The sequence below is a fragment of the Pseudorhodobacter wandonensis genome (assembly GCF_001202035.1).
In the GTDB taxonomy this organism is placed as follows: Bacteria; Pseudomonadota; Alphaproteobacteria; order Rhodobacterales; family Rhodobacteraceae; genus Pseudorhodobacter; species Pseudorhodobacter wandonensis.
Genome location: NZ_LGHT01000044.1, coordinates 515,181 through 541,719, shown reverse-complemented (window position 1 = coordinate 541,719; position 26,539 = coordinate 515,181). Strand labels below are relative to the sequence as shown.

Annotated in this window: 17 protein-coding genes and 1 pseudogene; 5 read left to right on the top strand and 13 right to left on the bottom strand. The window is 61.0% G+C overall.

The window, feature by feature from the left end; translation table 11 throughout:
• Positions 1–5 precede the first annotated feature (5 nt).
• The 4 genes from AKU79_RS17500 (at position 6) to AKU79_RS17485 (ending at position 3,066) form a co-directional block, all read left to right on the top strand.
• Complete coding sequence (locus AKU79_RS17500) at positions 6–458, top strand: YaiI/YqxD family protein (protein ID WP_050524822.1); 453 nt, start codon at positions 6–8, stop codon at positions 456–458.
• Positions 459–519: 61 nt separating this feature from the next.
• The gene (locus AKU79_RS17495; RefSeq protein WP_082224089.1) at positions 520–1,542 is read left to right on the top strand and encodes a DMT family transporter; all 1,023 of its coding nucleotides are present in this window, start codon (positions 520–522) and stop codon (positions 1,540–1,542) included.
• Positions 1,529–2,155 (top strand): HAD family hydrolase, encoded by a 627-nt coding sequence (locus tag AKU79_RS17490; protein ID WP_050524895.1) that lies wholly within the window; start codon positions 1,529–1,531, stop codon positions 2,153–2,155. The genes AKU79_RS17495 and AKU79_RS17490 overlap by 14 nt, the downstream gene beginning before the upstream one ends.
• Complete coding sequence (locus AKU79_RS17485) at positions 2,152–3,066, top strand: ornithine cyclodeaminase family protein (RefSeq protein WP_050524821.1); 915 nt, start codon at positions 2,152–2,154, stop codon at positions 3,064–3,066. Before AKU79_RS17490 ends, AKU79_RS17485 begins: the two co-directional genes overlap by 4 nt.
• Positions 3,067–3,208: 142 nt before the next feature.
• On the opposite strand, the pseudogene rlmN reads toward AKU79_RS17485, so the two are convergent.
• Together rlmN and AKU79_RS17475 are read right to left on the bottom strand one after the other, a co-directional pair.
• Positions 3,209–4,386, bottom strand: a pseudogene (gene rlmN, locus AKU79_RS17480) (23S rRNA (adenine(2503)-C(2))-methyltransferase RlmN).
• A 105-nt stretch (positions 4,387–4,491) separates the two neighbouring features.
• Positions 4,492–5,016 carry an invasion associated locus B family protein gene (locus AKU79_RS17475; protein ID WP_050524820.1) on the bottom strand — a complete coding sequence of 175 codons (525 nt, stop codon included), beginning with the start codon at positions 5,014–5,016 and terminating at the stop codon, positions 4,492–4,494.
• A 192-nt stretch (positions 5,017–5,208) separates the two neighbouring features.
• On the opposite strand from AKU79_RS17475, the gene AKU79_RS17470 reads away from it, so the two are divergent.
• Positions 5,209–6,198, top strand: coding sequence for an asparaginase (locus AKU79_RS17470; RefSeq protein ID WP_050524894.1), 990 nt, complete (start codon positions 5,209–5,211; stop codon positions 6,196–6,198).
• Positions 6,199–6,522: 324 nt separating this feature from the next.
• Here AKU79_RS17470 and uvrC read toward each other — a convergent pair whose 3' ends face one another.
• From uvrC to AKU79_RS17415, 11 genes are all read right to left on the bottom strand, one after another.
• Positions 6,523–8,388, bottom strand: coding sequence for an excinuclease ABC subunit UvrC (gene uvrC, locus AKU79_RS17465; RefSeq protein ID WP_156209853.1), 1,866 nt, complete (start codon positions 8,386–8,388; stop codon positions 6,523–6,525).
• A 311-nt stretch (positions 8,389–8,699) separates the two neighbouring features.
• Positions 8,700–9,479: an SDR family oxidoreductase gene (locus tag AKU79_RS17460; protein ID WP_050524819.1), complete on the bottom strand. Its 780-nt coding sequence runs from the start codon at positions 9,477–9,479 to the stop codon at positions 8,700–8,702.
• Entirely contained in the window at positions 9,480–10,421 is a 942-nt protein-coding gene (locus tag AKU79_RS17455; RefSeq protein WP_050524818.1) for a calcium/sodium antiporter, read from the bottom strand.
• 8 nt (positions 10,422–10,429) lie between these two features.
• The gene (locus tag AKU79_RS19580; RefSeq protein WP_050524817.1) at positions 10,430–10,621 is read right to left on the bottom strand and encodes a hypothetical protein; all 192 of its coding nucleotides are present in this window, start codon (positions 10,619–10,621) and stop codon (positions 10,430–10,432) included.
• Complete coding sequence (locus AKU79_RS17445; RefSeq protein ID WP_050524816.1) at positions 10,621–11,445, bottom strand: S49 family peptidase; 825 nt, start codon at positions 11,443–11,445, stop codon at positions 10,621–10,623. The genes AKU79_RS19580 and AKU79_RS17445 overlap by 1 nt, the downstream gene beginning before the upstream one ends.
• Before the next feature lie 121 nt (positions 11,446–11,566).
• Positions 11,567–13,252: a peptidoglycan-binding domain-containing protein gene (locus tag AKU79_RS17440; protein WP_050524815.1), complete on the bottom strand. Its 1,686-nt coding sequence runs from the start codon at positions 13,250–13,252 to the stop codon at positions 11,567–11,569.
• A 133-nt stretch (positions 13,253–13,385) separates the two neighbouring features.
• The gene (locus AKU79_RS17435; protein WP_050524892.1) at positions 13,386–13,649 is read right to left on the bottom strand and encodes a hypothetical protein; all 264 of its coding nucleotides are present in this window, start codon (positions 13,647–13,649) and stop codon (positions 13,386–13,388) included.
• 114 nt (positions 13,650–13,763) lie between these two features.
• Complete coding sequence (locus tag AKU79_RS17430; protein WP_050524814.1) at positions 13,764–14,408, bottom strand: 4'-phosphopantetheinyl transferase family protein; 645 nt, start codon at positions 14,406–14,408, stop codon at positions 13,764–13,766.
• Entirely contained in the window at positions 14,408–18,970 is a 4,563-nt protein-coding gene (locus AKU79_RS17425) for a MupA/Atu3671 family FMN-dependent luciferase-like monooxygenase (RefSeq protein WP_082224088.1), read from the bottom strand. Before AKU79_RS17425 ends, AKU79_RS17430 begins: the two co-directional genes overlap by 1 nt.
• A 27-nt stretch (positions 18,971–18,997) precedes the next feature.
• Positions 18,998–19,996, bottom strand: coding sequence for a glycosyltransferase family 2 protein (locus AKU79_RS17420; protein WP_050524813.1), 999 nt, complete (start codon positions 19,994–19,996; stop codon positions 18,998–19,000).
• 3 nt (positions 19,997–19,999) lie between these two features.
• Complete coding sequence (locus AKU79_RS17415) at positions 20,000–26,377, bottom strand: type I polyketide synthase (protein ID WP_050524812.1); 6,378 nt, start codon at positions 26,375–26,377, stop codon at positions 20,000–20,002.
• Between the last annotated feature and the right edge of the window lie 162 nt (positions 26,378–26,539).

Genomic DNA, 26,539 nt, shown 5'->3' with positions numbered 1-26,539 from the left:
TTGTTATGACAGTGATCTACATTGACGCCGACGCCTGCCCTGTTAAGGCCGAGGCCGAAAAAGTCGCCACGAGGCATGGGGTGCGGATGATGCTGGTATCGAACGGCGGTATCCGGCCTTCGGCCAACCCTTTGGTTGAAAGCGTATTTGTGGCCGATGGGCCGGATGTGGCGGATATGTGGATCGCCGAGCGTGCGGGTTCGGGCGATGTGGTTGTAACCAGTGACATCCCGCTGGCCGCGAAATGCGTCGAGGCTGGGGCCAAAGTGCTGAAACATAACGGTGAGGAACTGCACGCCCGCAACATCGGGCAGGTGCTGGCGACGCGCGATTTGATGCAGGATTTGCGCAGCGCCGACCCGTTTCGGCAAGGCGGCGGCAAACCGTTTTCCAAGATCGATCGCTCGCGGTTTCTTGATGCGCTAGAGCGGGTTTTGCAGGCGGCCAAACGCCTGTGATCGGGCACAAGATGTCGCCTGCAGAACAGACAAAGCCGGTTTTGGCGGGCCAATTTGACCAATGATAAACACGCTCCCCTTTGATCGCCGCGTTCTTTTGCTGGGCATTGCCTCAGCTCTGGGCGCATCCGTATTTTTCTCGATCAACGACAGTTCGATCAAATTTCTAAGCGGCGGCTATGCTTTGCATCAGATTGTGTTGATCCGGTCAGTGATCGGGATGGCCGTGATGCTGGCAATTGTGCTGCCTGCACGGGGTGGCTTGGCGGTGTTTCGCACGCAACGGCTGGGGATGCATCTGGTGCGGGGCGGTTTTGTTGTCACCTCGAATTTTTGCTTTTTTCTCGGGCTGGCAGCGATGCCGATTGCCGATGCGGTGGCGCTGTTTTTCATTGCCCCCTTGCTGATTACGGCATTGTCAGTGCCGATGCTGGGTGAAAAGGTGGGCGCAAGGCGCTGGATGGCGGTGGGGGTGGGGCTGATCGGGGTGATTGTAATGCTGCGGCCGGGGGCGGGCATTTTCAACCCGACGATGTTGCTGCCGCTATTTGCAGCATTTTGCTATGCGATGCTGCACATGCTGACCCGGCGAATGGGCGCGACAGAAAGTGCGCTGACGTTGACTGTCTATGTGCAACTGACCTTTATCGCGGTCAGCATTCTCAGCGGTCTTGTGCTGGGGCACGGCGGCTTTGCCAGTGACGACAACCTGTCGATCGGGTTTCTGACACGGGCCTGGGCCTGGCCAAAACCAGCAGATTGGCCAATTTTGGTGCTGATCGGCTGCGCCTCGGTTGCAGGGGCTTTGCTTATTACCCACGCCTATCGGTCTTGCGAGGCGGCTTTGGTGGCGCCTTTCGAATATATCTCGATGCCTTTGGCAATCATATTTGGCTTGGTGATTTTTGGTGAATGGCCGGATACGGCAGCATGGGTAGGGATTGCGCTGATTTGTGGCGCGGGGCTTTACACGGTTTGGCGTGAGACACGGGCAAACCCCGACACGCCTCCTCTTGCATCGGCGCCCGGAAATCTGCGATCTTCGGCTTTGGGTGCGGCGGAGGATGAGCATGTGGACCGTTGAGGCAGTGGTTTTTGACATCGGCAATGTGCTGATTGAATGGCAGCCCGAGCGATATTACGACGTCCGCATCGGCACGGCGCGGCGGCAGGCGTTGTTTGCCGCTGTCGATCTGCACGCCATGAACGAACGGATCGATGCAGGCGGGATGTTTCGCGACACAGTCTATGATTGCGCCGCCGCCAACCCCGATTGGGCGCAGGAAATCCGCTGGTGGTATGACCATTGGATCGGGCTGGCCTCGCCCCGTATCGAGCATTCGATCAGTTTGCTGCGTCAGTTGCGGGCCAAGGGTGTTCCGGTCTTTGCCCTGACCAATTTTGGCGATGATGCCTTTTCTTATGCGCAGACCCAGTATGAGTTCTTGAACGAGTTTGACCGAACCTATGTGTCGGGACGTTTGCAGGTGACCAAGCCCGCGCCGGCGATCTATGCCGCGGTTGAGGCTGATTGCGGCATCTTTCCCGAGGCGCTGTTATTCGTCGATGACCGCGCTGACAATATTCAGGCCGCAGCCTTGCGCGGCTGGCAAACCCATCACTTCACCGGCCCGCAAGGCTGGGCCGACCGGCTGGTTGAGGCCGGATTGCTGACCAAACAGGAGGCCATGCCATGACTATCGAAACCGTCCCATTTGAGGCCGAAGCCGTGTTGAAGTGGCACACCCTGACCGACGCGCTAGAGGCCGGGCACCGCCTGCCGCGGGCCGAAGTGGCGGATAGTTTTCTTTATCGTGGCAATGATACGCTGCTGAACCGCGCGGCCTGGATTGACGGGTTGGGGCAATTGGTGAAAACGGCCACGATCTTTCCGGGCAACGGGGCGCATGGCTTGGCCTCGATCAACGGGGCGGTGACATTGTTTTCCGACCAAACCGGCACGCTAGAGGCCTTGGTCGATTTTCATCTGGTGACCAAATGGAAGACGGCGGGTGATAGCCTGCTGGCGGCGAAAAAACTGGCCCGTAAAGACAGCAGAAAGATTTTGCTGGTCGGGGCGGGCGCTGTGGCGGGCACGATGATTGATGCCTATTCCAGTACCTTTGCAGGGGCGGAGTTCACGGTTTGGGGCCGCAATCCGGTGGCTGCGCAATCCTTTGCCGAAGGGCGGGGGATTCAGGCTGCGGCGGATCTGGAAACGGCGGTGCGGGGCGCGGATATTATCTGCACGGCCACCATGTCAAAAGAGCCGCTGATACGGGGCGAGTGGTTGCAGGCGGGCCAGCATCTGGACCTGATTGGTGCCTTCCGGCCGGATATGCGCGAGGTCGATGATGAGGCCATGAAACGGGCGCGGCTGTTTGTGGATTCGAGGGCGACGACGGTGCATCATATCGGAGAAATTATGATGCCGATTGCCAGCGGGGCGATCAGTGAGGGGCATATTGCGGCCGATTTTTATGACATGCCAAAAGGAAGCTATGCCCGCCGATCGGAGGATGAAATCACGATCGCGAAAAATGGCGGCGGGGCGCATCTGGATTTGATGACGGCAACCTATATTTTGCAGGCTTGGCGGGCGCGCTAGGCTGCGTGACCGCGCGCGGACAATTCTTTATCTTGTTGATATTGAAGTGTAATCGCTGCGTTGTTAACGTTTTTTTAACTGGTGAAATGTTGGCTGGGAGTGGGAGTCGGGGTGAACCCCGACCTACGGGGCGTTTATTCGCCTAAGCCTGCCTCGGCGGCGATCTGCGGGCGCGTTCGGTGGCCGATTTCAGCTGGCCACAAGCGGCCATGATATCCTCACCGCGCGGTTTGCGGATAGGCGAGGCATAGCCTGCCTCATGGATGATATCGGCAAAGGCGTGAATGCGGTTGCCCGAAGACCGTTTATACGGTGCACCCGGCCATTCGTTGAACGGGATCAGGTTGATCTTGGCCGGAATGCCTCGGATCAATTCAACCAGACGATACGCATCTTCCTTGCTGTCATTCACCCCGTCGAGCATCACATATTCAAAGGTGATGCGTTCGGAATTGGTCAGGCCCGGATAGGCGCGCAGAGCATCGAGCAGGGCCGCGATGTTCCACTTTTTGTTGATCGGCACCAATTGGTCGCGCACCTCATCGGTGGTGGCGTGGAAGGATACGGCCAGCAAACAACCGATTTCCTGCGCGGTGCGGGCGATTTCGGGCACGACACCGCTGGTGGACAGCGTAATGCGCGGCGGCCAAGGGCGATACCTTCGCCATCCATCACGATATTCATCGCATCACGGACGTTTTCAAAGTTATAAAGCGGCTCGCCCATGCCCATCAGCACGACGTTTGACACAAGGCGCGCTGCCGGATCGGCGTTGGACGCACCCTTGACCGGCCATTCGTTCAGATCATCACGGGCCAGCATTACCTGCCCGACGATTTCACCGGCTGTCAGGTTGCGCACCAGCTTTTGCGTGCCGGTATGGCAGAACGAACAGGTCAGGGTACAACCGACCTGCGACGAGATGCACAGCGTGCCGCGATCGGTTTCGGGGATATAGACCACCTCTACCTCATGCCCGCCCTGGATGCGAACAAGGTATTTGCGGGTGCCATCCTCGGACACTTGGCGGGTGACAACCTCGGGCAAGACCAGTTCAAACTTGTCGGCCAAGAGGGCGCGGAAATCCTTGGACAGGTTGGTCATTTCGTTAAAATCGCGCAGGCCAAAGAAATAGACCCATTGCCAGATTTGCCCGACCCGCATTTTTGCCTGCTTTTCCGGGCAGCCCGCCGCAATAAGCGCCGCACGCAACTGATCGCGCGTCAGACCGATGATATTGGTTTTGCCACCCTCGGGCAATTTGCGCGGGATGGTATGGACATCTTGCGTGATAGGGGCTTGGGCAGTTGGGGCGGTCATGGCGGGCATCCTGATTGGCAAGCGGTGTCTATAACGGATTCGCGGGCAAAAGAAAACGCCCCAGCGCGCATGGCACCGAGGCGTTTTCAAAAGGGATCAAGCGGCTTATTTGCAGCGCTGCTCGGCCTCGGTCATCGCGGCGGTAAAGCCGCTGAGCGAGAAGGTGTCTTTGGTTTGCGTACCACGGGCAGAGCGCGCGGTGACAACGGCCGAAGAACCGGCCTTCATCGCGGCCAAAAGCCCTGCGTCATCCGAGGTGCTTGCTGGCCAAGCCCATTCACCATCGCTGAACAGATCAAACGACTTGCCGTTGATATCGACGTTCACGGTGGACCCCGGCGCAAACGGGTAGCCGCCGGTAAAGGATACTTCGCCCTTGGCGCCCGTACCGGGGCGGAAGGTGACGAACATCAAGATATCGCCGCGGCGGGCCGAAACGGGTTTGCCATCGCGGCTGTTGACCGTTTCTTTGGGCTTGGAAACGCCCCAGCATTCTTTGGGCTGCTGCCAGACGCAGACGCTCCAATCGGTTTTGGCCGAGACGCACTCGGTTTCGGATTGAGCGAAGGCAGCGGAGGCCCCCATCCCGAGCGATGCGCCGATAAGCGCGCCGATGATGTGTGATTTCATGTCGTTCACAGCCTCCAGCTGTTTGATGCCTCTTTGACGGGGCCACCTAGCCTATTACCTTAAGCTTTTCCTGTGGCGCAGGTCGTTTCAACTCGATATTTCATGCATAACGCAAAAAGGGCAGTCCGTAAAAGCCCTATGCGCAGAAAATCGCGCATGTTTGGTAAGGAAACCGTGAAAAGGGGCAGAGAAATGACGGATCCGGTGGCTGTAGCCGAGTTATGGCGTGGTGGTCAGTTAGAAGGAAGGCATCTGGGGCATGCAGTGATTTGCGGCGCGGATGGCGGGATTGAGCAAGCTTGGGGCGATCCGGCGGCGGTGATTTTCCCGCGGTCGAGCTGCAAGATGGTGCAAGCCTTGCCCCTGATGGAAAGCGGGGCGGGCCGTGGGCTGACCGCGCGGCAGTTGGGGTTGGTCTGTGCCAGTCATAATGCAGCGGCGATCCACTCGCAGGCTGTGACGGCCTGGCTGGCCGATATGGGGCTGGGCGAGGTAGATTTGCGCTGTGGCCCGCAAGAGCCGAGGGACCGTGCCGAGCGTGACCGCCTGATCAAGACCGATAGCAGCCCGTGCCAGATCCACAACAATTGCTCGGGCAAGCATGCGGGTTTTCTGATGCTGAACAAGCATCTGGGTGGGCATGCCGAATATATCGAGGCTGACCATCCGGTGCAGCTGGCGGTTAAAGCGGCGCATGAGGAGGTAACAGGCGAGACGAGTGCGGGCTATGGCATCGACGGCTGTTCGGCGCCGAACTATTCGACCAGCCTGCATGGGCTGGCGCGGGCGATGGCGTTTTTTGCCACGGCGCAGGAAGGGGCCGATGCGCGGCAGGATGCGGCGTTCAAGCTGGCGCGTGGCATGATGGGATTTCCCGAGATGGTGGCAGGCGAGGGCCGCGCCTGCACCGAGCTGATGCGGGCCATGAACGGGCGCGTCGCCGTCAAGACCGGGGCCGAGGCGGTGTTTGTGGCGATCATCCCCGAGCTGAAAAAGGGGATTGCGGTGAAGATTGTTGATGGCGGCACGCGGGCGGCGGAGCTGGCGATTGCTGCTTTGTTGGTCAAGCTGGGCGTGCTGGCGGCGGAGCATCCGGCAACGCGCAAGGTGCTGAACACGGTAGAGCGGAACCGGCGCGGTATTGCCACGGGTTCGTTGCGGGTCGCGGATGGCTTTGCCTGAACGGGGCCGGGGCTGACCTTGGGGGAATAAGAAACGCCGTCAGCACCATTTGCGGAGCTGACGGCGTTCTTTTCGGTGTAACGGGTTGGCCCGTTGATCCGGCCTGGGTGGGGGCATTAAGTCCGTGTCACCGAGCCAACCTTGATCGCTACTGGAACCTGTATGGCGGGGGTTCGTGGCGGAATCTGGGCAAGATCGCGGCGTTCCTGAGGAAATTTCAAATTGTGTTTGCGTGCTTGGGTGTCTGGCACGCAGCCCTTTAGGTATTTGGGCCAAGATGAAGCCAAATTTTATTTAAATTTTAGAGGCTTAGGCCAGGTGTGATTAGTTTTTTGCGTTGAAGAAATCAGAGATCTTTTGGGCCAAGGGTTCGGAAATACCGCCGACCGCCATCAGATCGGGGATCGCGGCGCGGGAGACCGCCTTGGCCGAGCCGAAATGCGCCAGAAGCGCGCGTTTGCGGGCGGCGCCGACGCCGGGGATGTCATCCAGCGGGGTGGCCGAAACCGCTTTGGCGCGTTTGGCGCGGTGGGCACCGATGGCCCAGCGGTGTGCCTCATCGCGCAGGCGCTGCACGAAATAAAGCACGGGGTCGTTCATGCGCAGGGCAAAGGGGCGCTGGCCTGTACGGTGGAACTCTTCCTTGCCGTGATCGCGGTCTACGCCTTTGGCCACGCCGACCATGGCGATGTCTTCGACGCCAAGCTCGGCCATGATTTCAGCCACGGCTGACACCTGCCCTGCCCCGCCGTCGATCAGCAGGAGGTCTGGCCACGCATCGGATTTGCGCTCGGGGTCTTCTTTCAGCAGGCGTTCAAAGCGGCGGGTCAGCACCTCTTTCATCATGCCAAAGTCATCGGAATTGGCACCGGCGGCCGATTTGATGTTGAACTTGCGGTATTGCGATTTCAGGAACCCGTCCGCCCCCGCCACGATCATACCGCCAACGGCATTGGTGCCCTGAATATGCGAGTTGTCATAGACCTCTATCCGTTTGGGCGGTGCGTCGAGATCGAATGCCTCGGCCAAGCCTGCCAGCAATTTGTTTTGCGTCGCAGATTCCGACATTTTGCGTGCAAGGCTTTCGCGGGCGTTGCGGGCGGCGTTTTCGACCAGCTCGGCCTTTTCGCCGCGTTGAGGGACGACCACCTCGACCTTGCGGCCGGCGCGTTCGGCCAAGGCCTGCGAGACCAGATCTTCGTTATCGACGGCATGTGACAAGAGCAGCAGCGGCGGTGGCTCTTTATCATCATAGAACTGGGTGATGAACGCCTCGAGAATCTCGGATTCCTCGGCCCCGGCAGGGATGCGGGGATAAAAATCGCGGTTGCCCCAGGATTGGTTGGCGCGGATGAAAAACAGCTGCACGCAGGCCTGCCCGTTTTCCAGATGCAGCGCGATGACATCGGCCTCGGACACGCCGCGCGGGTTGATGCCTTGGGCGGATTGCACCTGCGTCAGCGCCTTGATGCGATCGCGCAGCGCGGCGGCGCGTTCAAATTCCAACGCATCCGAGGCGCTTGCCATTTCGGCCGCAAGATTGGCCTGCACGGCGGTGGTTTTGCCCTCTAGAAACCGTTTGGCATCGGCGACGAGGGTTGCGTAATCCCCAGCGCTGATTTTATCGACACAAGGGCCGGCGCAGCGTTTGATCTGATATTGCAGGCAGGGGCGGGTGCGGCCCGAAAACATCGAGTCGGTGCAGTTGCGCAGCAGGAACACGCGCTGCAACTGGTTCAGCGTGCGGTTCACAGCACCGGCCGAGGCGAAGGGGCCAAAGTAATGACCCTTTTCCGAGCGCTTGCCGCGATGCTTGCGGATCATCGGAAAGGGGTGGTCGGTGGGAATGACGATATAGGGAAAGGATTTGTCATCGCGCAGCAGCACGTTGTAGCGCGGCTTTAGCTGCTTGATGAGGTTCTGTTCCAGCAGCAGTGCCTCGGTTTCGGTGCGCGTGGTCAGGAACATCATCGAGGCGGTTTCGGTAATCATCCGCTGGATGCGCGCCGAATGGCCGGTGATACGCGAATAGTTTGACACGCGGTTGCGCAGGTTGCGGGCCTTGCCGACATACAGCACCTCGCTGGCGGCATTCAGCATCCGGTATACGCCGGGCGAGCCGTCAAGCGTTTTCAAATAGGCCTGAATGACCTCATGACCGGTCGCGATGCTTGGCCCGTCTTGTATCACGCTGAATCATCCTTTCTGCGTCATATCGATTCCCCTTCGTGCTGCAATGATATTGGAGCAAGGGCAAGGGCAAACCTATCCCCGTTTTCTGTGGATAACTCTGTTGAAACTAATCTGTGAAGGCTGTTTTACCCTTGTTTTTAGGCCTCTTCAGCGGTTCGCCTAAAAAATAGGCGATCCTGTAACCCACTGTTATTAAATGTAATTATTTTTTGACCGTGGCAAAGCCCTGATATGAAAGGACAAATCGTCACAAAATCGTAGTACTTGCAGGGGGAGTGCACAACTTGTCGCAGGGTAAGCCGGTGCGCCTATTCCACCCCAAGGATATCGGGCGTTTTCCACCCCAGATGCTGCCCGCCATCAACGCAAATAAGCTGCCCTGTGACCGCAGGTGCATCGAGGAAAAACCCAAGCGCCGCAGTCACATCGGCAGGATTTGCGCCGCGTTTCAGGATGGTACTGGCGCGTTGGCCAGAGAAATGCGCATCGGTTTGCCGCGCGCCTTTTAGCGTGGGTCCGGGGCCGATGGCATTGACGCGAATGGCAGGTGCAAGCGCCTGCGCGGTGGTTTGGGTTAGCGCCCAAAGCCCCATTTTCGCCAAAGTGTAGGTCATAAATTCGGGGGTCAGTTTGCGGACTCGTTGATCGACCATGTTGATGATCAGCGAAGGGGCGAGCGATTCGCCGTTTTCATCGGTCAAGGCGGGCAAGGCCTGCGCGGCAAAGGCCTGCGTCAGCAGGAACGGTGCCCGCAGGTTTGACCCGATATGCCTGTCCCAGCTGCGGCGCGTGGCGCTGGTGATGGTGTCATATTCAAAGATCGAGGCGTTATTGATTAGCACTGTCAACGGGCCACCCAATGCCGCTGTGGCGCGGGGGATCAGGGTTTCCGTTTGGGCATCATCCAGCAGGTCGGCCTGCACGGCGACGGCGTTCTGGCCCATGGCGGTGATCTCGGCCACGAGGCTGTCGGCCTCGGCCTGCGAGCTGGCGTAATGGACGGCGATGTCATGCCCCCGCCCTGCCAGATAAAGCGCCATCGCGCGGCCCAAGCGACGCCCTGCGCCGGTGATAAGTGCACGTGCCATTCAGACCACCAATGACAAAGTATAGGCGGCATAGGCCGCGACAAAGACGATACCCACCGTGCGGGTGATATGGTGACGCATCAGGATGAACGGCACCAGCAGCAAAGACACTGCCGCCATGACCCACAGGTCGTAGTGCAGCATTTGGTCGGGTACAGGGATTTCCCCGACAAAGCCCGCGACACCAATTATCCCCAGCAGGTTAAACACGTTCGAGCCGATCACATTGCCCATCGCCACATCGGCTTGTTTTTTGAACGCCGCGATGATCGATGTGGCCAGTTCGGGCAGCGATGTACCAATGGCAACCAGTGTAAGCCCGATCACGGTTTCCGATATGCCAAAGACGCGGGCGATGCTGGCGGCGCCTTCGACCAGATAATTCGCACCCAGCGGCAGGCCGATCAGGCCCACGACCAGAAACGCGATGATTTTCCACCACGGGGCAGATGGGTCTGCACCTTCAAGATCGTCGGCTTTGGCAGCAATGCGGGCGCTGCGGGCGGTGCGGATATTGTCAAAAATCATCAAGGCCAGACCGGCCAGCAAGATCAAACCGTGCCACCAGGTGATAGGGCCAAGAAAACACAGCGCGATGAACAGCGCGGCCGAGGCCAGCATGGTGATAAACCCGCGCGTGACCCCCAGATCGCTGGAATGGATGGTGGAAATGATCGCAGGAATGCCCAGCACCAGCAGGATATTGGCGATGTTGGACCCGACGACATTGCCCAGCGCAATGCCCGGCGCGTTATCCATAACAGCCTTGACCGACACCAGCAGCTCGGGCGCCGAGGTGCCAAAAGCCACAACCGTAAGCCCGACGATCAGCGGCGGAATGCCCAAGCGCAGGCTAAGGTTAACCGCGCCGCGCACCAGCGCATCACCCGCCAGCACCAGCAGGATAAGCCCTGCGACCACATACCCAATATCCATCAGCATCGACGGGACTATCCTTTTTTAGGGGGAAGACGGTCGCAATCGCAACCTTTGGAGCCGATGATATGACGGCCGCATTTCTTGCAGAGTTTGGGCTTGGCGCGGCGCAGGCCTTTGGGGGCAAGTGTGCCCAGCCAGCCCAATTTGCCGAACATCGCCAAAGTGACGATCACGATAAGGAATATTGTGACGACTTTGATCATTATAAGCCGTAACGCGCCCAGAGCGAGCGGTCTTCGACCTCGGCCAGTGCGCCGGATGCGAGCGAAGCGCCGACCCCGCCAAAGCTGACGCCAAAGCGTTGCAGCAGGGTTTTGCGTTCGCCAATCACGTTAAACACGACCTTGTCGCCGTAAAGCGCCTTCATCTTGGGCACCAGATGCGCCACGCCATCGGCCAGCCCGACATCGACAGCGCCCTGCCCCACCCAGATACCGGCGTTGAACAAGTCTGTCGTCGTAGACAGCCGCTGCCCGCGCCGCGATTTGACATGTTCGATAAAGGCCGCATGGATCGGTTCTTGCATGGCCTTTAGCCGCGCGACATCTTCGGGCTTTTCGGGCAGGAACGGATCGGCCAGCGATTTTGAGGTGCCGGCCGTATGCACGCGGCGTTCGACCCCGTGCTTTGCCATCAGGCCCGGAAAGCCAAAGCTGGCAAAGATGACGCCGATCGAGCCGACGATCGAGCTGTTATCGACCCAGATATTATCGGCGGCACAGGCCAGCCAATAGCCACCCGAGGCCGCGACATCCTCGACAAAAGCATGAACGGGGATGCCCTTTTCATCGGCCAGCCGCCGGATGCGGGCGGCAATCAGGCTGGATTGCACGGGTGACCCGCCGGGCGAATTGATGACCAAGGCCACCGCTGCCGGTTTGCCACGGCGAAAGGCCCGCTCTATTTGCTGTGCAAGGCCTGCGTCGGACAAAGCGGGGCTGAAACGACCGCCGCTTCCGATGCTGCCAGACAGCCGGATAACGGGGACAACGGGCGGTTTTTTCGTGAAGGGGATAAATTTGCGCATGGCCGTGATGTATGCCGCGCAGGCCCTTGCTACAAGAAGGCAACTGCGAATTCTTGCGCAGTGCTGCTTTTTTGCGGTTCGGGGGCGGCGGTTGTGTGGCCAATTGCGCCGCCCCCAGAGGTTAGTTGCCGCCGATGATTGCGCCGGCCAGCAGGGCCACGATGCCGGTTTGGTCGATATAACCGGTTACCTCTTGGCCGCGCGCCTTTTGAAAGCGGCGGATGGCGCGGCGGGATTTTTCATCAAACTCGCCATCGGCGGTACCGGGATCAAAGCCAAGACCGGCCAGACGTTCTTCGATCAGGCGGCGGGTCAGGGGGTTCAGGCCCAGCGCATCCTCGGCGGCTTGGGCTGCGGCGCGGGCCTCGCCTCGGTCACCAACGCCCTCGGCCTCTTGTGCGGCGGCAATGCGGGTTTGGGCCTCGGCAACGAATGCGCCTTGCGGAAATTGGGTCAGATATTCGGTGTAGCTGTCACTTGTGTTGGTCTGTTCGGCCTGTTGCCATGCCGCACGATCGGCTGCGGCGGCCTGATTTTGGCGGGCAAGATCAAAGGCGGCAAGGCGGTTGGTGGCGATATCGGCATAAAGCCCGTCAGGGTATTGGCGCAGATAGGTGCGCAAGCCATCCTCGGCGCCACTGGCCCCGCTGCGTTCCCAAAAACTGCGGTCCTCACGGTCAAGCTGGGCTTGGCGGGCGGCGGCTTCGGCCTCTAGCTCGGCCGCGCGGCGGTCGGCGGCGGCGGCAAGCCGGTCAAGTTCGAGCGCCGACAGATAGCCTGTCGCGGGGGTATTTTGCGCCTTTTGCCAAGCGGTTATGGCGGCGCGGCTGCCGCGGCCCAAGATGCCATCTACGCCGCGCGTATCAAACCCCAGCAGCGTAAGCTGGCGCTGAATGGCGCGGCGCTGGTCGCGGCTGAGGTTCATCGCTTCCTCGGCCGTTTGGGCCAAAAGCGTGGGGTCGTTGCGCAGGCGGGTCAGCTCGGTCATGGCCGCGCGGTAGTTGGGGCTGGCGGGATAGGTTTGCACAAAGGCCTGATAGGCCGCGATGGTACCTGCCTTTTGCGCAGCGGCCCATGCGGCGACCTCTTGGGCGCGGGTTTTCTCGGCATCAGCCGTTTTGGCCGGTGTCACAGGGTTTGCGCTGGCCTGCATCTCGCGGAAGGCGATGCCTTGGGGCAAAAACCCGCTGCCTGTCAGATTACGGGCGCCACGCAGCATTTGCGCAAGGCTTTGGCCGCGTGTTGTCAGCCCTGATTGCGCAAAGCGTGACAGATCGGCGGTGCCGCCCTGTACCACGGCCACGCCTTGCGGAATTGCCAGATCGCCAAGGCCGGCAGTCAGCCCGCGCCCCAGCGGCAGGCGATTGCCATCGGTGCCAAGCATCACCAGCGCCCGCCCCGGCGCAAGGGCCGCGATATCAAACACCGTCGCGAGGTTGATCGCTGTTGCGCCGATGGTGGCCAGCGTCAGCGGATCGGTGGGATCGGGTGACAGAAACCATGATTGGCGGTCGGAATGCGCAAAATCACCGGCCAACAGAATGACCAGCGTATCTGTTGGCCCCAGATCGCGCAAAACCTGCCCCATGCGGCCGCGCAGCGCGTCTGTATCCAGATTGCTGCCGTCCAGCGTGGTGAAACCTGCTGTGTTCAGCGCCCGCGAAATGCGAAACACCTCGCTTGCGACGGCAACTGTGCTGGTCGGATCAACCGGATCATTGCCGATGACAAGCGAGCGATCCTCCGCCCAAAGCGGAGCCGCGCCAAGGGCAAGCCCCATCAAGATTGCAACGGAAAATCTGCGCATAACACTTCCTCCTTTGGGCCGGATTGCGGGCCCTTGATCGTAAGCTTAGCGGTTTCGCGTCAGGTTCAAAGGCCTAACGCCATTCGGGTGGGCAGGGTATGGCGCTTGGGCGATATTTTGCCAAATTCGCGCCTTAGGGTTTGGTGATCGAGGACTGATAGTCCTGTTCCAGATGCGATCTGTCGGCGCGCGGGGGTGTTGGCGCATAGCCGCTTTCTTCGCTATAGCGCACCAGACGCAGATAGGCCCACATACCCAAGCCACCGCCAAGCGCTGCAAGAATAAAGGCGATGGTAACCTGGGCCGTATCGGTCCAATCGGCAGACAGGGCCAGGTAGCCAAAGGCCCAGAACCCCGCCCAAGCGATAACATTGGTGATGGCGATAGCCTTTTTCACAGCGGCTGATGACATATTAACCTCACTTTTACCTGCAACATGGCACGCTTTTGCTGTGATGCAAGGATAGGGGACGTTTTTGCCAACATATAGAAGAAATTGATTATGGGCGTGTCAGCCGGTCACTACGGTCAGGTAGTGGCCTTGGGTTTGCGCATATTGGCCGGTCAGCGTGTAACCTGCGGCAAAGCCGGGCACCGTTTGGGTGAAACGGGCGGTAAAATTGTTGGTGCCAAGGGTGATATGGATCACCTCAAACCCGAACAGGGTTTGAGAGCGGGGGTATTGCGCCTTATAGGCGGCCTCTTTGGCCGAAAAGATCAGCTTGGCGATACGTGCCGCGTCGGGCAAATGCATCAGCGCCGCGCGTTCGTCGGGCAGCAAAACCGTATCCCACAAATTGAAATCCAGCGGGGTTGCCGGTTCCAGATCGATGCCGATCAGGTGCGGTGCCGCAGTGACGGCCGCAAGGCAAAGGCTGGCGCTATGGGTGATCGAGCCGCTGATACCACACGGCCAGATGGGCGCGCGGTTGGCAGCGATAGGGATGGCCTGTTGCGGCAGGCCCAGTTGCGCCATTGCCACGCGGGCGGCTTGGCGGCCCGCTGCAAATTCGCGCTGGCGGGCATCAACGGCTTTGGGCAGCGCCTCGCCGCGCCAGAGCGGAGGCGCGGGTTGGGTCGGGTCGGTTGCGGCCACTGCAATGCTGGCGGGTAAAAGCCCCCTTGCCGTTGCCGTAAGGGCCGCAAGATCGGGCATCAGCCATTCACCCGCGCCCGCATGGCACGGCGGCGCGCCATCGCATCGGCCCGCGCATCTGCCCGTGTCTCTGGCTGTGTGATTTCACCAGCGTCAGTTGCGGACGAAGCAGCGGCGGGTTGCGGCGTTGTGTCTGCCTGTGATTGGGCGACAGGTTTTACGGCCGGATTGGCCGTTTTTTCGATATGCGCGGCAAGGGATTCGAGCACCGGAAAGCGGAAGATGTCGGTGATCGACAGCTTGGCCGCGCCCAATTCGGCCCTGATTTCGCGGTGGGCCTGAACGGCCAGCAACGAATGGCCGCCAATGGCAAAGAAGTTATCCTTGGCACCCACTTTCGGCACACCCAACACCCGCGACCAGATGGCGGCAAGCGCCTCGGCCACGCCGATAGGCGCGACATAGGTTTCCGTGGCAGGAGCAGCGGTGGCCGAAGGAACGGGCAGCGCCTTGCGGTCAACCTTGCGATTTGGCGTCAGCGGAAAAGCATCAAGCGCCACGAAATGCTGCGGCACCATATGGGCGGGCAGCGCGTCGGCAAGTGCGGGGCGCAACCTGCCCTCAGTCGCTGTGCCGCGCAGATAGGCCACAAGGCGCAGATCGCCGGGGGTATCTTCGCGGGCCATAACGACGGCTTGGTCAACGCCGGGTTGGGATTCGAGCACGGTTTCAATCTCGCCCAATTCAATCCGGTAGCCGCGCAGCTTGACCTGATGGTCGGCACGGCCAAGGAAATCGAGCTTGCCATCGGCCCGCCAGCGCACAAGGTCACCGGTGCGGTACATCCGGCCCGCGTGAAACGGGTTGGGCAGGAACCGTTCGGCCGTCAGGTCATCGCGCTGCCAATAGCCGCGCGTCACACCATCGCCGCCGATCCACAGCTCGCCCGCCACGCCCAGCGGCACGGGGGCTTGGGCCTCATCCAGCACATAGACCTGCGTGTTGGCGATGGGCGTGCCGATATTCACGACACCCTGCCCTGCTTGCGCGGCCTCGGTCGTGGACCAGATGGTGGTTTCCGTCGGGCCGTACATGTTTTCGATATGGGCCGACGTGGCCTTATTCAGATCGGCAACAAGGGCCGAGGGCAGCGCCTCGCCGCCCAGCATCAGGGTTTTCACGCCTGCCAGCGCGGCGCGGCTGTCATCGTTCATCGCAATCATCCGCGCCATTGACGGCGTGCATTGCAGATGTGTGACCTTATGGCGGACAAGCTGCGCCGCGATGGAAAAATCATGCGCCTCGGGGCCGGATTGGTTGGACCGGCGCAGCACCTCGGCCAGCGGATAAAGCCCCTCCATCACGGTTTCCGTCGCGATGCCGTAGTCGATCAGGCAGGCCACCTCGGTCACGCCGATTTTCTTCAGGGTTTCCACACGGGCAAGGCAATCATCGACCGTGCCGAACAGGCCCGAATCCTCAAAATACCGTTTGAAGGCAAAGTCGAGGATCGCCTCGTTTTCCTCATCCGACAGGGATTGCAGATCAATCTGCATCGGGTTTTCGACGCCTGCGGGCTTTTTGAACGCGGGAAAGGCCCAGGCGTATTGCTTGATCAGCCCGGCCGCCGAGCGCAGGTAATCCTTCATCGGTTCGCGGGATATTTCGCGCGCGAGTTCGCGGTCACGGGCGATATAGGTGTGCAGCATCAGGGTGACGGTGAAATCGGCAGGGTCATGGCCCGCGCCGCGCAGGGCATCGTGATAGATTTTGATTTTGTCGCCGACCTCATCAACCGATTGCCCAAGCAGGTGGGTCAGGACGTTCGCGCCAATCTCGCCCGCCTCGCGCCATGTGGCGGGGTTGCCGGCGGTGGTCACCCAGATCGGCAGTTCACGCGATACGGGGCGCGGCTGGGTGGCCACGCCGAATGTGCCACCCGAAGCCGTAGGAAAATCAACGGTTTCGCCGCGCCACAAACGGCGCACTTGGTCGATGGATTTGAACATCGCATCGCGGTTGTTGGGCGGCGTATTTTCGGGGCGCAGCACAAAATCATCAGGGTGCCAGCCGCTGGCAATCGCAAGGCCCGCGCGGCCGTTGGTCAGGTTGTCGATGACGCCCCATTCCTCGGCGATGCGGGCCGGATGGTGCAAGGGGGCCACGCAAGAGCCCGCGCGCACGCCGATGTTTTTGGTGACGGCCGCCACCGCAGCGCCCGTGACCGAGGGGTTCGGATAAGGGCCGCCAAAGGCGTGAAAGTGACGCTCGGGCGTCCAGACGGCGCAAAAGCCGTGGGCATCGGCAAATTTCGCGCCTTCCAGCAACATTTCGTATTTCTTGGGGCCGGCGCCATCGTCATTGCCCCAGTAGTAAATCGAAAACTCCATCCCCTTGGCCGAGGTGATGGTGCCGGATGATACCAAGGCGCGGTTTTCATCGGATGAGAGCACCAGCTTTAAGCCGCGCGCCAATGTCCAGAACAGTTCCAACACCGAAATATCGAATGACAGCGAGGTGACGGCCAACCAGACCGAGCCTGCGGCATGGTCAATCCGGTCATCCATGCCGGAGAAAAAATTGGCGACGTTGCGGTGTTCGACCATTACGCCTTTGGGCCGGCCGGTCGAACCAGAGGTATAGATCATATAGGCCAGATCGCCCGCAGTGACGCCGCTGCTGGGGTTATGGTCGGGGGCATCTGCGATGCGGGGATCACTGTCGATGCACAGGGTTTGGGCGGTGCCTGTGGGCAGGCTATCTGCCAGCGCCGATTGGGTGACAATCACCGGCGCGGCGCTATCCTCGATGAACAGCGCGATACGTTCGGCGGGATAGGCAGGGTCCATCGGCAAATAGGCGCCGCCGGCCTTTTGAATGGCCAGCGCCCCGATCAGCATATCAAGCGAGCGGGTAGCGCAAAGGCCCACGAGCGTACCGGGGGCCACGCCCATTGCCGCCAGAACATGTGCGGCGCGGTTGGCACGGCTGTTCAACTGGGCGTAGGTCAGGGTTTTGGCCTCAAACACCACAGCGGTGGCGTTGGGGGTTTTTTGCACCTGTGCTTCAAACGCCTGATGCACGGTTTGGCTGTGGTCATAATCTTTGGCGGTGGCGTTCCATTGGTTCAGGATCAGGTCACGTTCCTCTGCCGGAAGGATGGGCAGATCGGCGCACAGGATTTGCGGGGCGGCGGTTTGCAAGGCGGCGGCTAGGGTGGACAGGCGGGCGGCAAAGGCCGCGGCCTCGGCTGCGCTAATTTTGGCCGCGTCGAAATGCAGGGTGTCGGGCGTCAGCGTGATGGCGGTGCCGCGCACGGGGCCTGTATCCGACAGGCCAATGGCGGGGGTTTGCATGGTGGCAAGCGCAGGGTCACGGCGCGGCAGGTCTATGGCGAACCCGGCAGAGGCCTGCGCGGCGGTCAGTGCCGTGGCAAAGGCGGTTTGTGCCTGTTCAATGGTGCCATTGGCATCAAGGTGCAGCGGCGACCACCCCGACAAATAGGGCGATTGCTGCAAGGATTGCACAGCCAGATCAACCGCGCCCTGCCCCAAGGCCCGCGCAACGCCCAGCGCATTGGCAAAGGGGCTTGCGGCATGCGGCAGGCTTTGCCAATCGGGTGCGGTCGCACTGCGTTGCGGCAGATCAAGCGGCGTAAGGGCGGCCAAAGCGCGGCGCATCGCGCCCTCATTCGGGGCGGCGGCGGCGATGGCTGTGGTAATGGTTTCGCCATCTTCAGGGCTGGCGAGATGCGTGCCCCCCAAGGATTTCGGGCAAACCGCAGCGCCGTTCAGATCGGTCAGCCCCGACAGATGCACAGCCCCCGTGGCGCAAGTGACGATAAGGCCGGCCTCGCTTGCCTCGGTCACGGTGCCTGCTGCGCCACTGCCTGCGGGCAAGGCCTCGGCCTTGGTGACCAGCAGGATACGGCCTGCAACGTCGATTTTCGGTATGGCGAGCGGGTTGGCATAGGTGCCGTGATCCAAACCGCGGACCAATGCCGCAACCTGATCGGCGCTTTGGGTAAAGGTCAGTCGGGCGGCGGCGGCGGGGCGGTCAGCGCGGCGATATTCGATGCGTTGGGTCAGGTCTTGGGCGATGCCAATTGCGTTGGATTCGAGCGCATCCAGCACAGAAGGAAAGCTGTTGATCGCCGCCTCGAAGCACTTGGTGTTCAGCGTCAGCGCGGTGTCATTTGGCGCGATGTCAAACAGGGTTTGGGCAAGGATGGTGCCTTTATCGACGCCAGTAACCATGCGGTGCCATGTGATGCCATGCTGGGACTCATTATTCAAAATCGCCCAGACGGGGGCATTCAGGCCCGCATAGCGCGGCAACGGGCCATCGTGAAAGTTCACCGCTTGGTCAGCCAGCGCCAGTACCGGCGCGGGGATTACATTCAGGTTGGCGATCGAGAGCAGCCAGTCGACGTGCATCCCTGCCAACCGGTCCGCCAGATCTGCGCCTTGCGGCACCACCCGCAGCCCCTGGCCCTGCGCCCATGCCCGCACATCGGCGTTGCGCGTGACCAAGGCGGCGATGGAATGGCCGCGCGACAGCAGCGCCTGTGCGCATTGGATGGTCAGGGATTCATTGCCGATAATCAGGGCACGAGACATCATACTCTCCTTCCTCGCGCGGGGGCGAGGTTACTCATTTATCCGCCGGGGCGCGGGCGGCATTTTATGTTGCGTGCCGGCGGTAAACCAACGCACGGCATGGGCAATCAGATCACGAAGAAAGCGCGGGGGGTCGCCCTTGTCTTTGCGTTGGATCAACAGCCGCAACCGCCAAAGGATAGACCCGAAGATCAGCGATACTGTGGCCAAAACCGCATAGGCCCGGCCATGGGTTTTGCTGAAATAATGCAGCCTGCTGTCAAACCAGTAATCGGGCATTCGCGCCCAGGTGCGCATACCGGTGGAAACCGACCCGATATGCGTGACATGGCTGGTTTGAACATAGTCACAGGTATAGCCCGCAGAAATGACGCGGTGGCACAGCTCGGTCTCTTCGAAATACAGAAAGAACGTTTCGTCAAACAGGCCGATCTGGTCCAGCACATCTTGGCGCATCATCATGCTGGCACCGGCAAGCCAGTCAACCGAGGTTGTGCTATCCGGCAGCGGTTGGGCGACGATATAGCGGCGCAGCAGGCGGCTGATCGGGCCAAAGCGGACCGAGGATTCGAACTCCGCCAGAATAGATGGGAACCGAAAGGCGGTGCGATGGGGGATGCCATCGTCGCCAAGGGTATGGCTGCCGGCAAAGGCCGCAGCAGGATGGGTGTTCAGATGATCATACAGCGCGCGAATGGCGCCTGTATCGGGAAAGGCATCGGAGTTCAGGATATAAACATAATCGGGCCGCGCATGGTCTGGCAGGCCTGCGCGGATGCCCACGTTATTGCCCGCGCCAAAGCCGCCGTTATGCCCCGATTGGATAACACGCACCGGCGTTTGCGCCGTGTCCCAGCCGCGCGCCGCCACCTGCGCGGTAAGGGTTTCAAACGAGCCATCGCCGCTGTCATTGTCAACGATGGTCAAAGCGCCGGGGATGCCTTGCATCGCGCGCAAGGCGGCCTCGGCCGATTGCAGCGTCATATCAGGCGTGCGCCAGTTCAGAATGACGGTCAAAAGGGTTTTCATAGGTTATTCCGCAGCCGCCAAAGAGGATGATACAGGTGATGCTAGCGTATTGGTCTCGGCTTCGGCAATCGCACGGCGCAGGGCGCCTGCCAGCACGCGGACATTGGGTTCCAACACCATGGAATCGTGATCGCCCGGCACCTCGACCACCTGAAGTGCAGGGGCAAAACGGGTTAGGTCATTGTCGTGGAACACATATTCCTTGGCGGCGCTGACCCAGTTGCCACCTGTGACCTGCCAGTGCAGATCAAGCGGCGGGCGGAACAGGGCAGTGGCACCCTTGCGCAGCGGCAAGGGGTACAAAGGCAAGGCGGCGCGGAAGGCTGCCTCGATCGCGGCGTTGTGGAAGGCCCCTTCGGCATCAATCTTGGGGGCGTTCTTTGTGCGCTCCCATTCCCAGCGGGCGCGGGCCCAATCGACCAGATAGGCGGGGCCACGTTTGCGCAGCTCGGCCAGTTTGATGACGGCTTTGTCGGCGCGTGACAGGCCGGGGCGCAGCGGCAGAGGCGTATCAAGCAAGGTCAGCAGCGCCACCTCTTCGCCGGCCTGTTCCAGTTGATGCGCCATTTCCCATGCCGTCAGCCCGCCACCGGAAAAGCCGCCCAAAAGATAGGGGCCATGTGGTTGCACCTGTCGCAGCTCGGCGATGTAATCGGCTGCGGCCTCGGGGATGGTGGTATGGGGCGGCTGGTCGCCATAAAGGCCGCGGGCCTGCAAACCATAGAACGGACGGTCGCCGCCGATCAGCTGGGCAAGGTGGCGCAGGTTCAGCACGTTGCCAAACATGCCGGCAACAAGGAAGAACGGCGTTTTCGGCCCGCCATCGCGTTCATGCATGGCGACCAGATGGGTAAAGCGGCGCTTGGTTTTCGGGGCCTCGCCGCCCGCCTTGGTTGCAGCTTGGCTGTCTTGCGGGCCGATGCGGTCCTCGATCAATTCGGCACAGGCGGCGATGGTCGGTGCCTCAAACAGCACCGAGATCGGGAAATCGACACGGTAGGTTTTGCGCACCATGGCAAACAGCCGCACAGCGATCAGGGAATGGCCACCGAGGGCGAAGAAGTCATCCATCACGCCAACCTGGCCCACGCCCAGCAAGTCTTGCCAGAAGCCTGTCAAACTGCGCTCGATATCATTGCGCGGCGCGATATAGTCGCTGTCGAGGTCGGGGCGGGCAAAGCTTTGGCCTTGTTTCGGGGCTGCATCAACGCGCGCGGTTTGCGCGATCAGGGCGGGCAGATCCAATGAGGACACGATGATTTGCGGCATATCCAGCGCCAATGCACGGGCAAAAGCCTCGGCGCCTTGGGTAGGTTCGATGCCTTGCGACAAGGTATGGGCAAGCCGTTCCTCGGCAGGCGACAGTGGTTTGTCGCCTGTATCGTCAAAGGCCAGTTCGCGCGGATCGGGGGCAGCAAAGGACAGCGCGCCATCCAGTTTGCGGATGGTAAAGCCTGTGATTTCAACGCAAACCTTGCCCGAAGCATCGGCAAGCGTCACGTCGAACACGGCTGTGGCATCTGCGGCGCGGTTCGGTGCGGCATTGCGCACCCAAGAGGTGATGCGCGCGGGCAGCGGGCCGTAAACCCGCACACTGCCATAGGACATCGGCACCCAAAGGTGATCGGGCTGATAGCCCGAAATCAGCCCCATCGCCCAGCCGGTTGCCAGATCCATCAACGCGGGGTGCAGATGCCACGGGCCGGCCTCGGATTGAAAGGCGGCAGGCAGGGCCAGTTCGGCGATACCTTCGCCTGTGCCATAGGCGCGGCTGTTCAGCACCCGCCAGCGCGGGCCAAAGCTCAGATGCGCCTCTTGCGGCGAGGGCAGGCCTTGGCCTGTTTCCGCAGGCGCACAGCGGGCGGCGATGCCTGCGTCGAGGTGTGGCGCGGGATCAGTTAGCGGCAGCAGGCGGGCCTGAGCGTTCAACTGCCAGCCGGTACGGTTTTTATTGGTGATGCCCGAGCGCAGCTCGAACCCGAAGCCTTCATCTGTTGGGGTCAGCGTGGCGCGGATATCCGGCACATCCAGCGGGCGGAAAAAATAGAGATCGCGGATTTCAAAGGTGGTCAGACCTTGATGTGCCATCGCCTCGGCGGCGATTTCCAGATAGCCGGTGCCGGGGATCAGCGCATGGCCCGCCTTGGTGCGGTGGCCATCCAGCACCCAACGGTCCTGCCCCAGATGCGCGGTGAACAGCCGATGCCCTGCACCGTCGAAACTGGCATTATCCAACATCGGCAGGTTGAGGGGCAGCAGAGGGGCGGCGGCCCGTGTTCCCGTGCGTTCGGCCAGTGCCTCGGCCGCCATGCCAACATCGGCCCAAATGCCCCAGTTCAGCGCGGTGACACGGGTTTTGCCGCCTTTTCGCGACTGGGCATAGGCGTTCAGATATTCATTCGCCGCAACATAATCGACCTGCCCTGCAGGGCCGGTAACGGTTGACGTTGATGAAAACAGCACCAGCCGGTCAATCGACCCGTCGGGGAACAGCGCGTCCAGCACCCGCGTGCCATGCAGTTTCGGGGCAAAAACCTCCTCTATCGCGGCGGGGGATTTGCCCAGCAGCGGGCCGTCATCAATCACCCCTGCGGCGTGGATAACGGTATGCAGCGGCCCAAGGGCTTTGGTTGCAGCATCGACCGCTGCACGCATTTCTTGGGCGTTGGTCACATCGGCCGCCAGCACCAGAACCTCGCCGCCCAGACCCTCTAGGCGTTGCAGGGCAAGGATGCGGCGGCTGGTGGCATCCGAGGGGCTGTGTTTGGCCAGATAGGCGGGCCAATCGGCGCGGGTCGGCAAAGGCCGACGCGCGATCAGGGCGATTTTCGCGCCGTGGTCGGTGATCAGCTTTTCCGCCAGCGTCAGGCCGATACCGCCAAAGCCGCCCGTCAGCAGCACCGGCGCACCTTGCGGCATGGTCAGCGGGGTTTCGGGCAGAGCGGCGGGTTTTACGCCCTTCTCCAGCCGTTTTGCCCCGCGCAGGGCCGCCGTATGGTTGGCGGGCAGTGCCAGCAATTCATCCAGCACTTGCGGGACCAGCGCCGCAAAATCGGGTTTGCCACGGCGTGGGCGGGCGGGCAGTTGCAGATCAAGCGTGCTGCAGGTTGCCCCCGGCACCTCGCGCGGGATCACCATTGCGGGGCCTGCGATCATCGCCTTTTCGGGGTGTGGCAGTCCCTCGGCCCGCAGTTGCACCGCGCCATTGGTAAACACTGTAATATGTGGCGGTTGGGCAAGGTTTTCCTCGGCCAAGGCTTGGCCCAGGAACATCAGTGAATAGAACCCCTGTTCAATATTGCGATGGAAAAAGCTGGAACCGGGGCGGAAGGTTTCTCCGTTGGTCACCAGCCAGAAATGCGCGATACGGTCGGGCGTGTTCCCGTGCGCGATAAGGTCTTGCAGCAGCGCGTCATAGCCTTCGCGGCCGCGTTCGGGGGCAAGCCGGTAGCCGCCCTTGCCATCTGCACCGAACGCGTCACCGGGGCGTACGGGGATGACCCTATGGCCGGCTGCGGCCAGCGGGGCAAAGGCGGCCTCGGCCAGACCTGCGGCATCGATGAACACGAGCCATGTTTGCGGGGCGGTCTCATTCAAACCCGCCTCTATATCCACATCGGTTTCGACTGCGCGGGGCCGCCAATGGGTTTGCCAGCCCCATTGCGCCACATCCTGCACCCGCATTGGCAGGTCGGGGGTTGTTGCTGCCGCCTGCCCCGGTTCGATATAATATTGTTTGCGTTGAAAGGCATAGGTTGGCAGTGGCACGCGCTGGCGGGCAGCATCGCCCCAGATCGGCGTCCAATCGGCATCAATCCCGCAGGCCCAAAGCCGCCCGATGGTGGCGATATGCCATTGGTCATCGGGGATGATTTGTTCTGGGTGTCGCAGGGCCGCGATCACTTGGCCCGCAGGCACGCCATTGGCTTGGGCCAGTGATGACATCGTGCGGCCCGGCCCCATTTCCAGATAGACACGGTTGGGGGTTTTCAGCGTCTCCATACAGGCGGCAAAGTTGACAGTGTTGCGCAGATGGGCGACCCAGTATTCGGGGTCGGTGGCCTGTGCGGTGGTTAGCGCCAAACCTGTGCGGTTGGAAATGATTGGCAGTTGCGGGGCATGCAGAGGGATTGATCGCAGGTAATCGCCAAAGCGGGCAAGGATGGGTTCCAGCATTTTGGAATGGGCGGCGATGTCAATCGCGATGCGCTGGGTTTCCACCTCTTGCGCCGCCAATGTTTCGGCCAGCGCCTTTAGCGCCGCATCGGGGCCGGATACCACGCAAAGGCCCGGCGCGTTCACAGATGCCATATCCAGATCGGGTGCAAGCATCGGGCGCAGCTGCGCCGCATCCAGCGGGATTGACAGCATCCCACCCGCGGGCACTGTATCAAACAATGTGCCGCGCAGATGCACCAAGCCGATGCAATCCTGAAAGCTGATTACCCCTGCCAGACAGGCGGCGGTATTTTCACCCATTGAATGGCCGACCAAGGCCTGCGGTTCAACGCCCCAAGACTGGTACAGCTTTGCCAGCGCATATTCGGTGATCATAATCAGCGGCAGTTGCACAGACGGCTTTTTCAGCGCGTCATTTGCTGCACCCTCGGCCCCCTTTTCGGGCAGCCATAGATTGCGGATGTCGTAGTCGAGTTTGGGTTGCAGGATGTCCAAACCACGGTCCATCCAATCGGCAAACTCGGGCTCGGTTGCGTAAAGATCGCGCGCCATGCCTGCATATTGCGCACCACCACCGGGGAACATGAACACCACATCGGGGGCATCCAAGTGGTCATGGTTAAAGATGCGGCGCGGGTCTTTGCCCTCTAGCAGATCAGCGGCGGCGGTGTGGTTTTCGGCCACGATCACGCGGCGTTTTTCAAAGGCGCGGCGACCGTGTTTCAGCGTCCATGCCACATCGGCAAGCGGCTGTTCGGGGTGCGCGCGCAAATGGGCGGCAAGGTTTTTGGCCTGCCCGTCCAAGGCGGCCTTGGATTTGGCAGAAAGCACCAGCAGTTGAAACGGCCAATCGCTGTCGGCGCTCGGCGCGCGGGCGGGGGCTTCCTCAAGCACCACATGCGCATTGGTGCCGCCAACGCCCAGCGAGTTGACGCCCGCACGGCGCGGGCCTTTGCGGTGGGGCCAATCTGTCAGGCGGTCATTGACGCGAAAGGGGCTGGATTCAAAATCAATCGAGGGGTTTGGCGAGGTATAGTTCAGGCTGGGCGGCATTTGGCCGTGGTGCAGCGACAGGCTGGCCTTGATCAGGCTGGCGACACCGGCTGCTGTATCCAGATGGCCGATATTGGTTTTCACCGAACCGATGCGGCAAAACCCGACCTCGTCGGTAGTTTCGGCAAAGGCCTCGGTCAGGGCTGCAACCTCAATCGGGTCGCCAAGGAAGGTGCCGGTGCCGTGGCATTCGATATAGTCGATCGTGTCGGCCGTCACGCCAGCAATCGCCTGCGCCTCGGCAATCGCGCGGGCTTGGCCATCGACGGACGGGGCCAGATAGCCTGCCTTGGCAGAGCCATCGTTATTGACGGCCGAGCCTTTGATGATGGCCCAGATATGATCGCCATCGCGCACCGCATCCAGCGCGCGACGCAGCACAACCACACCCGCGCCCGAGCCGAAAACCGTGCCTTGGGCCGATGCGTCAAAGGCGTGGCAATGGCCGTCGGGCGACAGGATTTCGCCGTCGTTAAAGATGTAGCCCCTGCCTTGTGGCAGTTCTATCGTTACGCCGCCTGCCAGCGCCATGTCACATTCGCCCGTCAGCAAGGCTTGCGCCGCGTAATGCACGGCGACCAACGACGTCGAACACGCCGTTTGCACGTTGATGCTGGGGCCTTTCAGATCAAAGATATGGCTGACGCGGGTGGACAGGAAATCTTTGTCATTGCCGGTGTGGCGCAGCAAAAACATACCGGTGTTTTCAACCAGATCAGGGTTGGAACACAGGTTGAAATAGAAATAGCTGCCCATGCCGCAGCCGCCATAAACCCCGATAGTTCCGGCGAAGGATTCAGGCGGGTGGCCTGCATCCTCTAACGCCTCCCACGCCACCTCTAGGAATTGGCGGTGCTGGGGGTCAAGGATCGCGGCCTCTTTGGGGGAAAAGCCGAAAAACTCGGCGTCGAAATGGTCAAAATTATCCAATGGCGCGGCGGCGGGCACATAGTTGCGGTGGCGCATGCGGGCGGGGCTTTCGCCAGCGGCCAGCAGCTCGGCCTCGGACAACTGGCGGATGCTTTCGACACCGGCGGCAAGATTGGCCCAGTATTGCGAAACAGACCCTGCCCCCGGAAGATGCGCGGCCATGCCCACAATCGCGATATCGTTTTCACCCAGTTCCGTCCGGTTTGCCACGTTTGTCATAATGACCGCCTTGGCCCTTTCACATCGTCAAATACTCGGGGCCTTACGCTGACACCGCTACAACCACTTATTCAATTGTGCCAAATTTACCCCAAACAACGCTATTTGAATACCCGCAACACGCGCGCAGACCGATCATTGCACCAACAGCGACAATGCCGC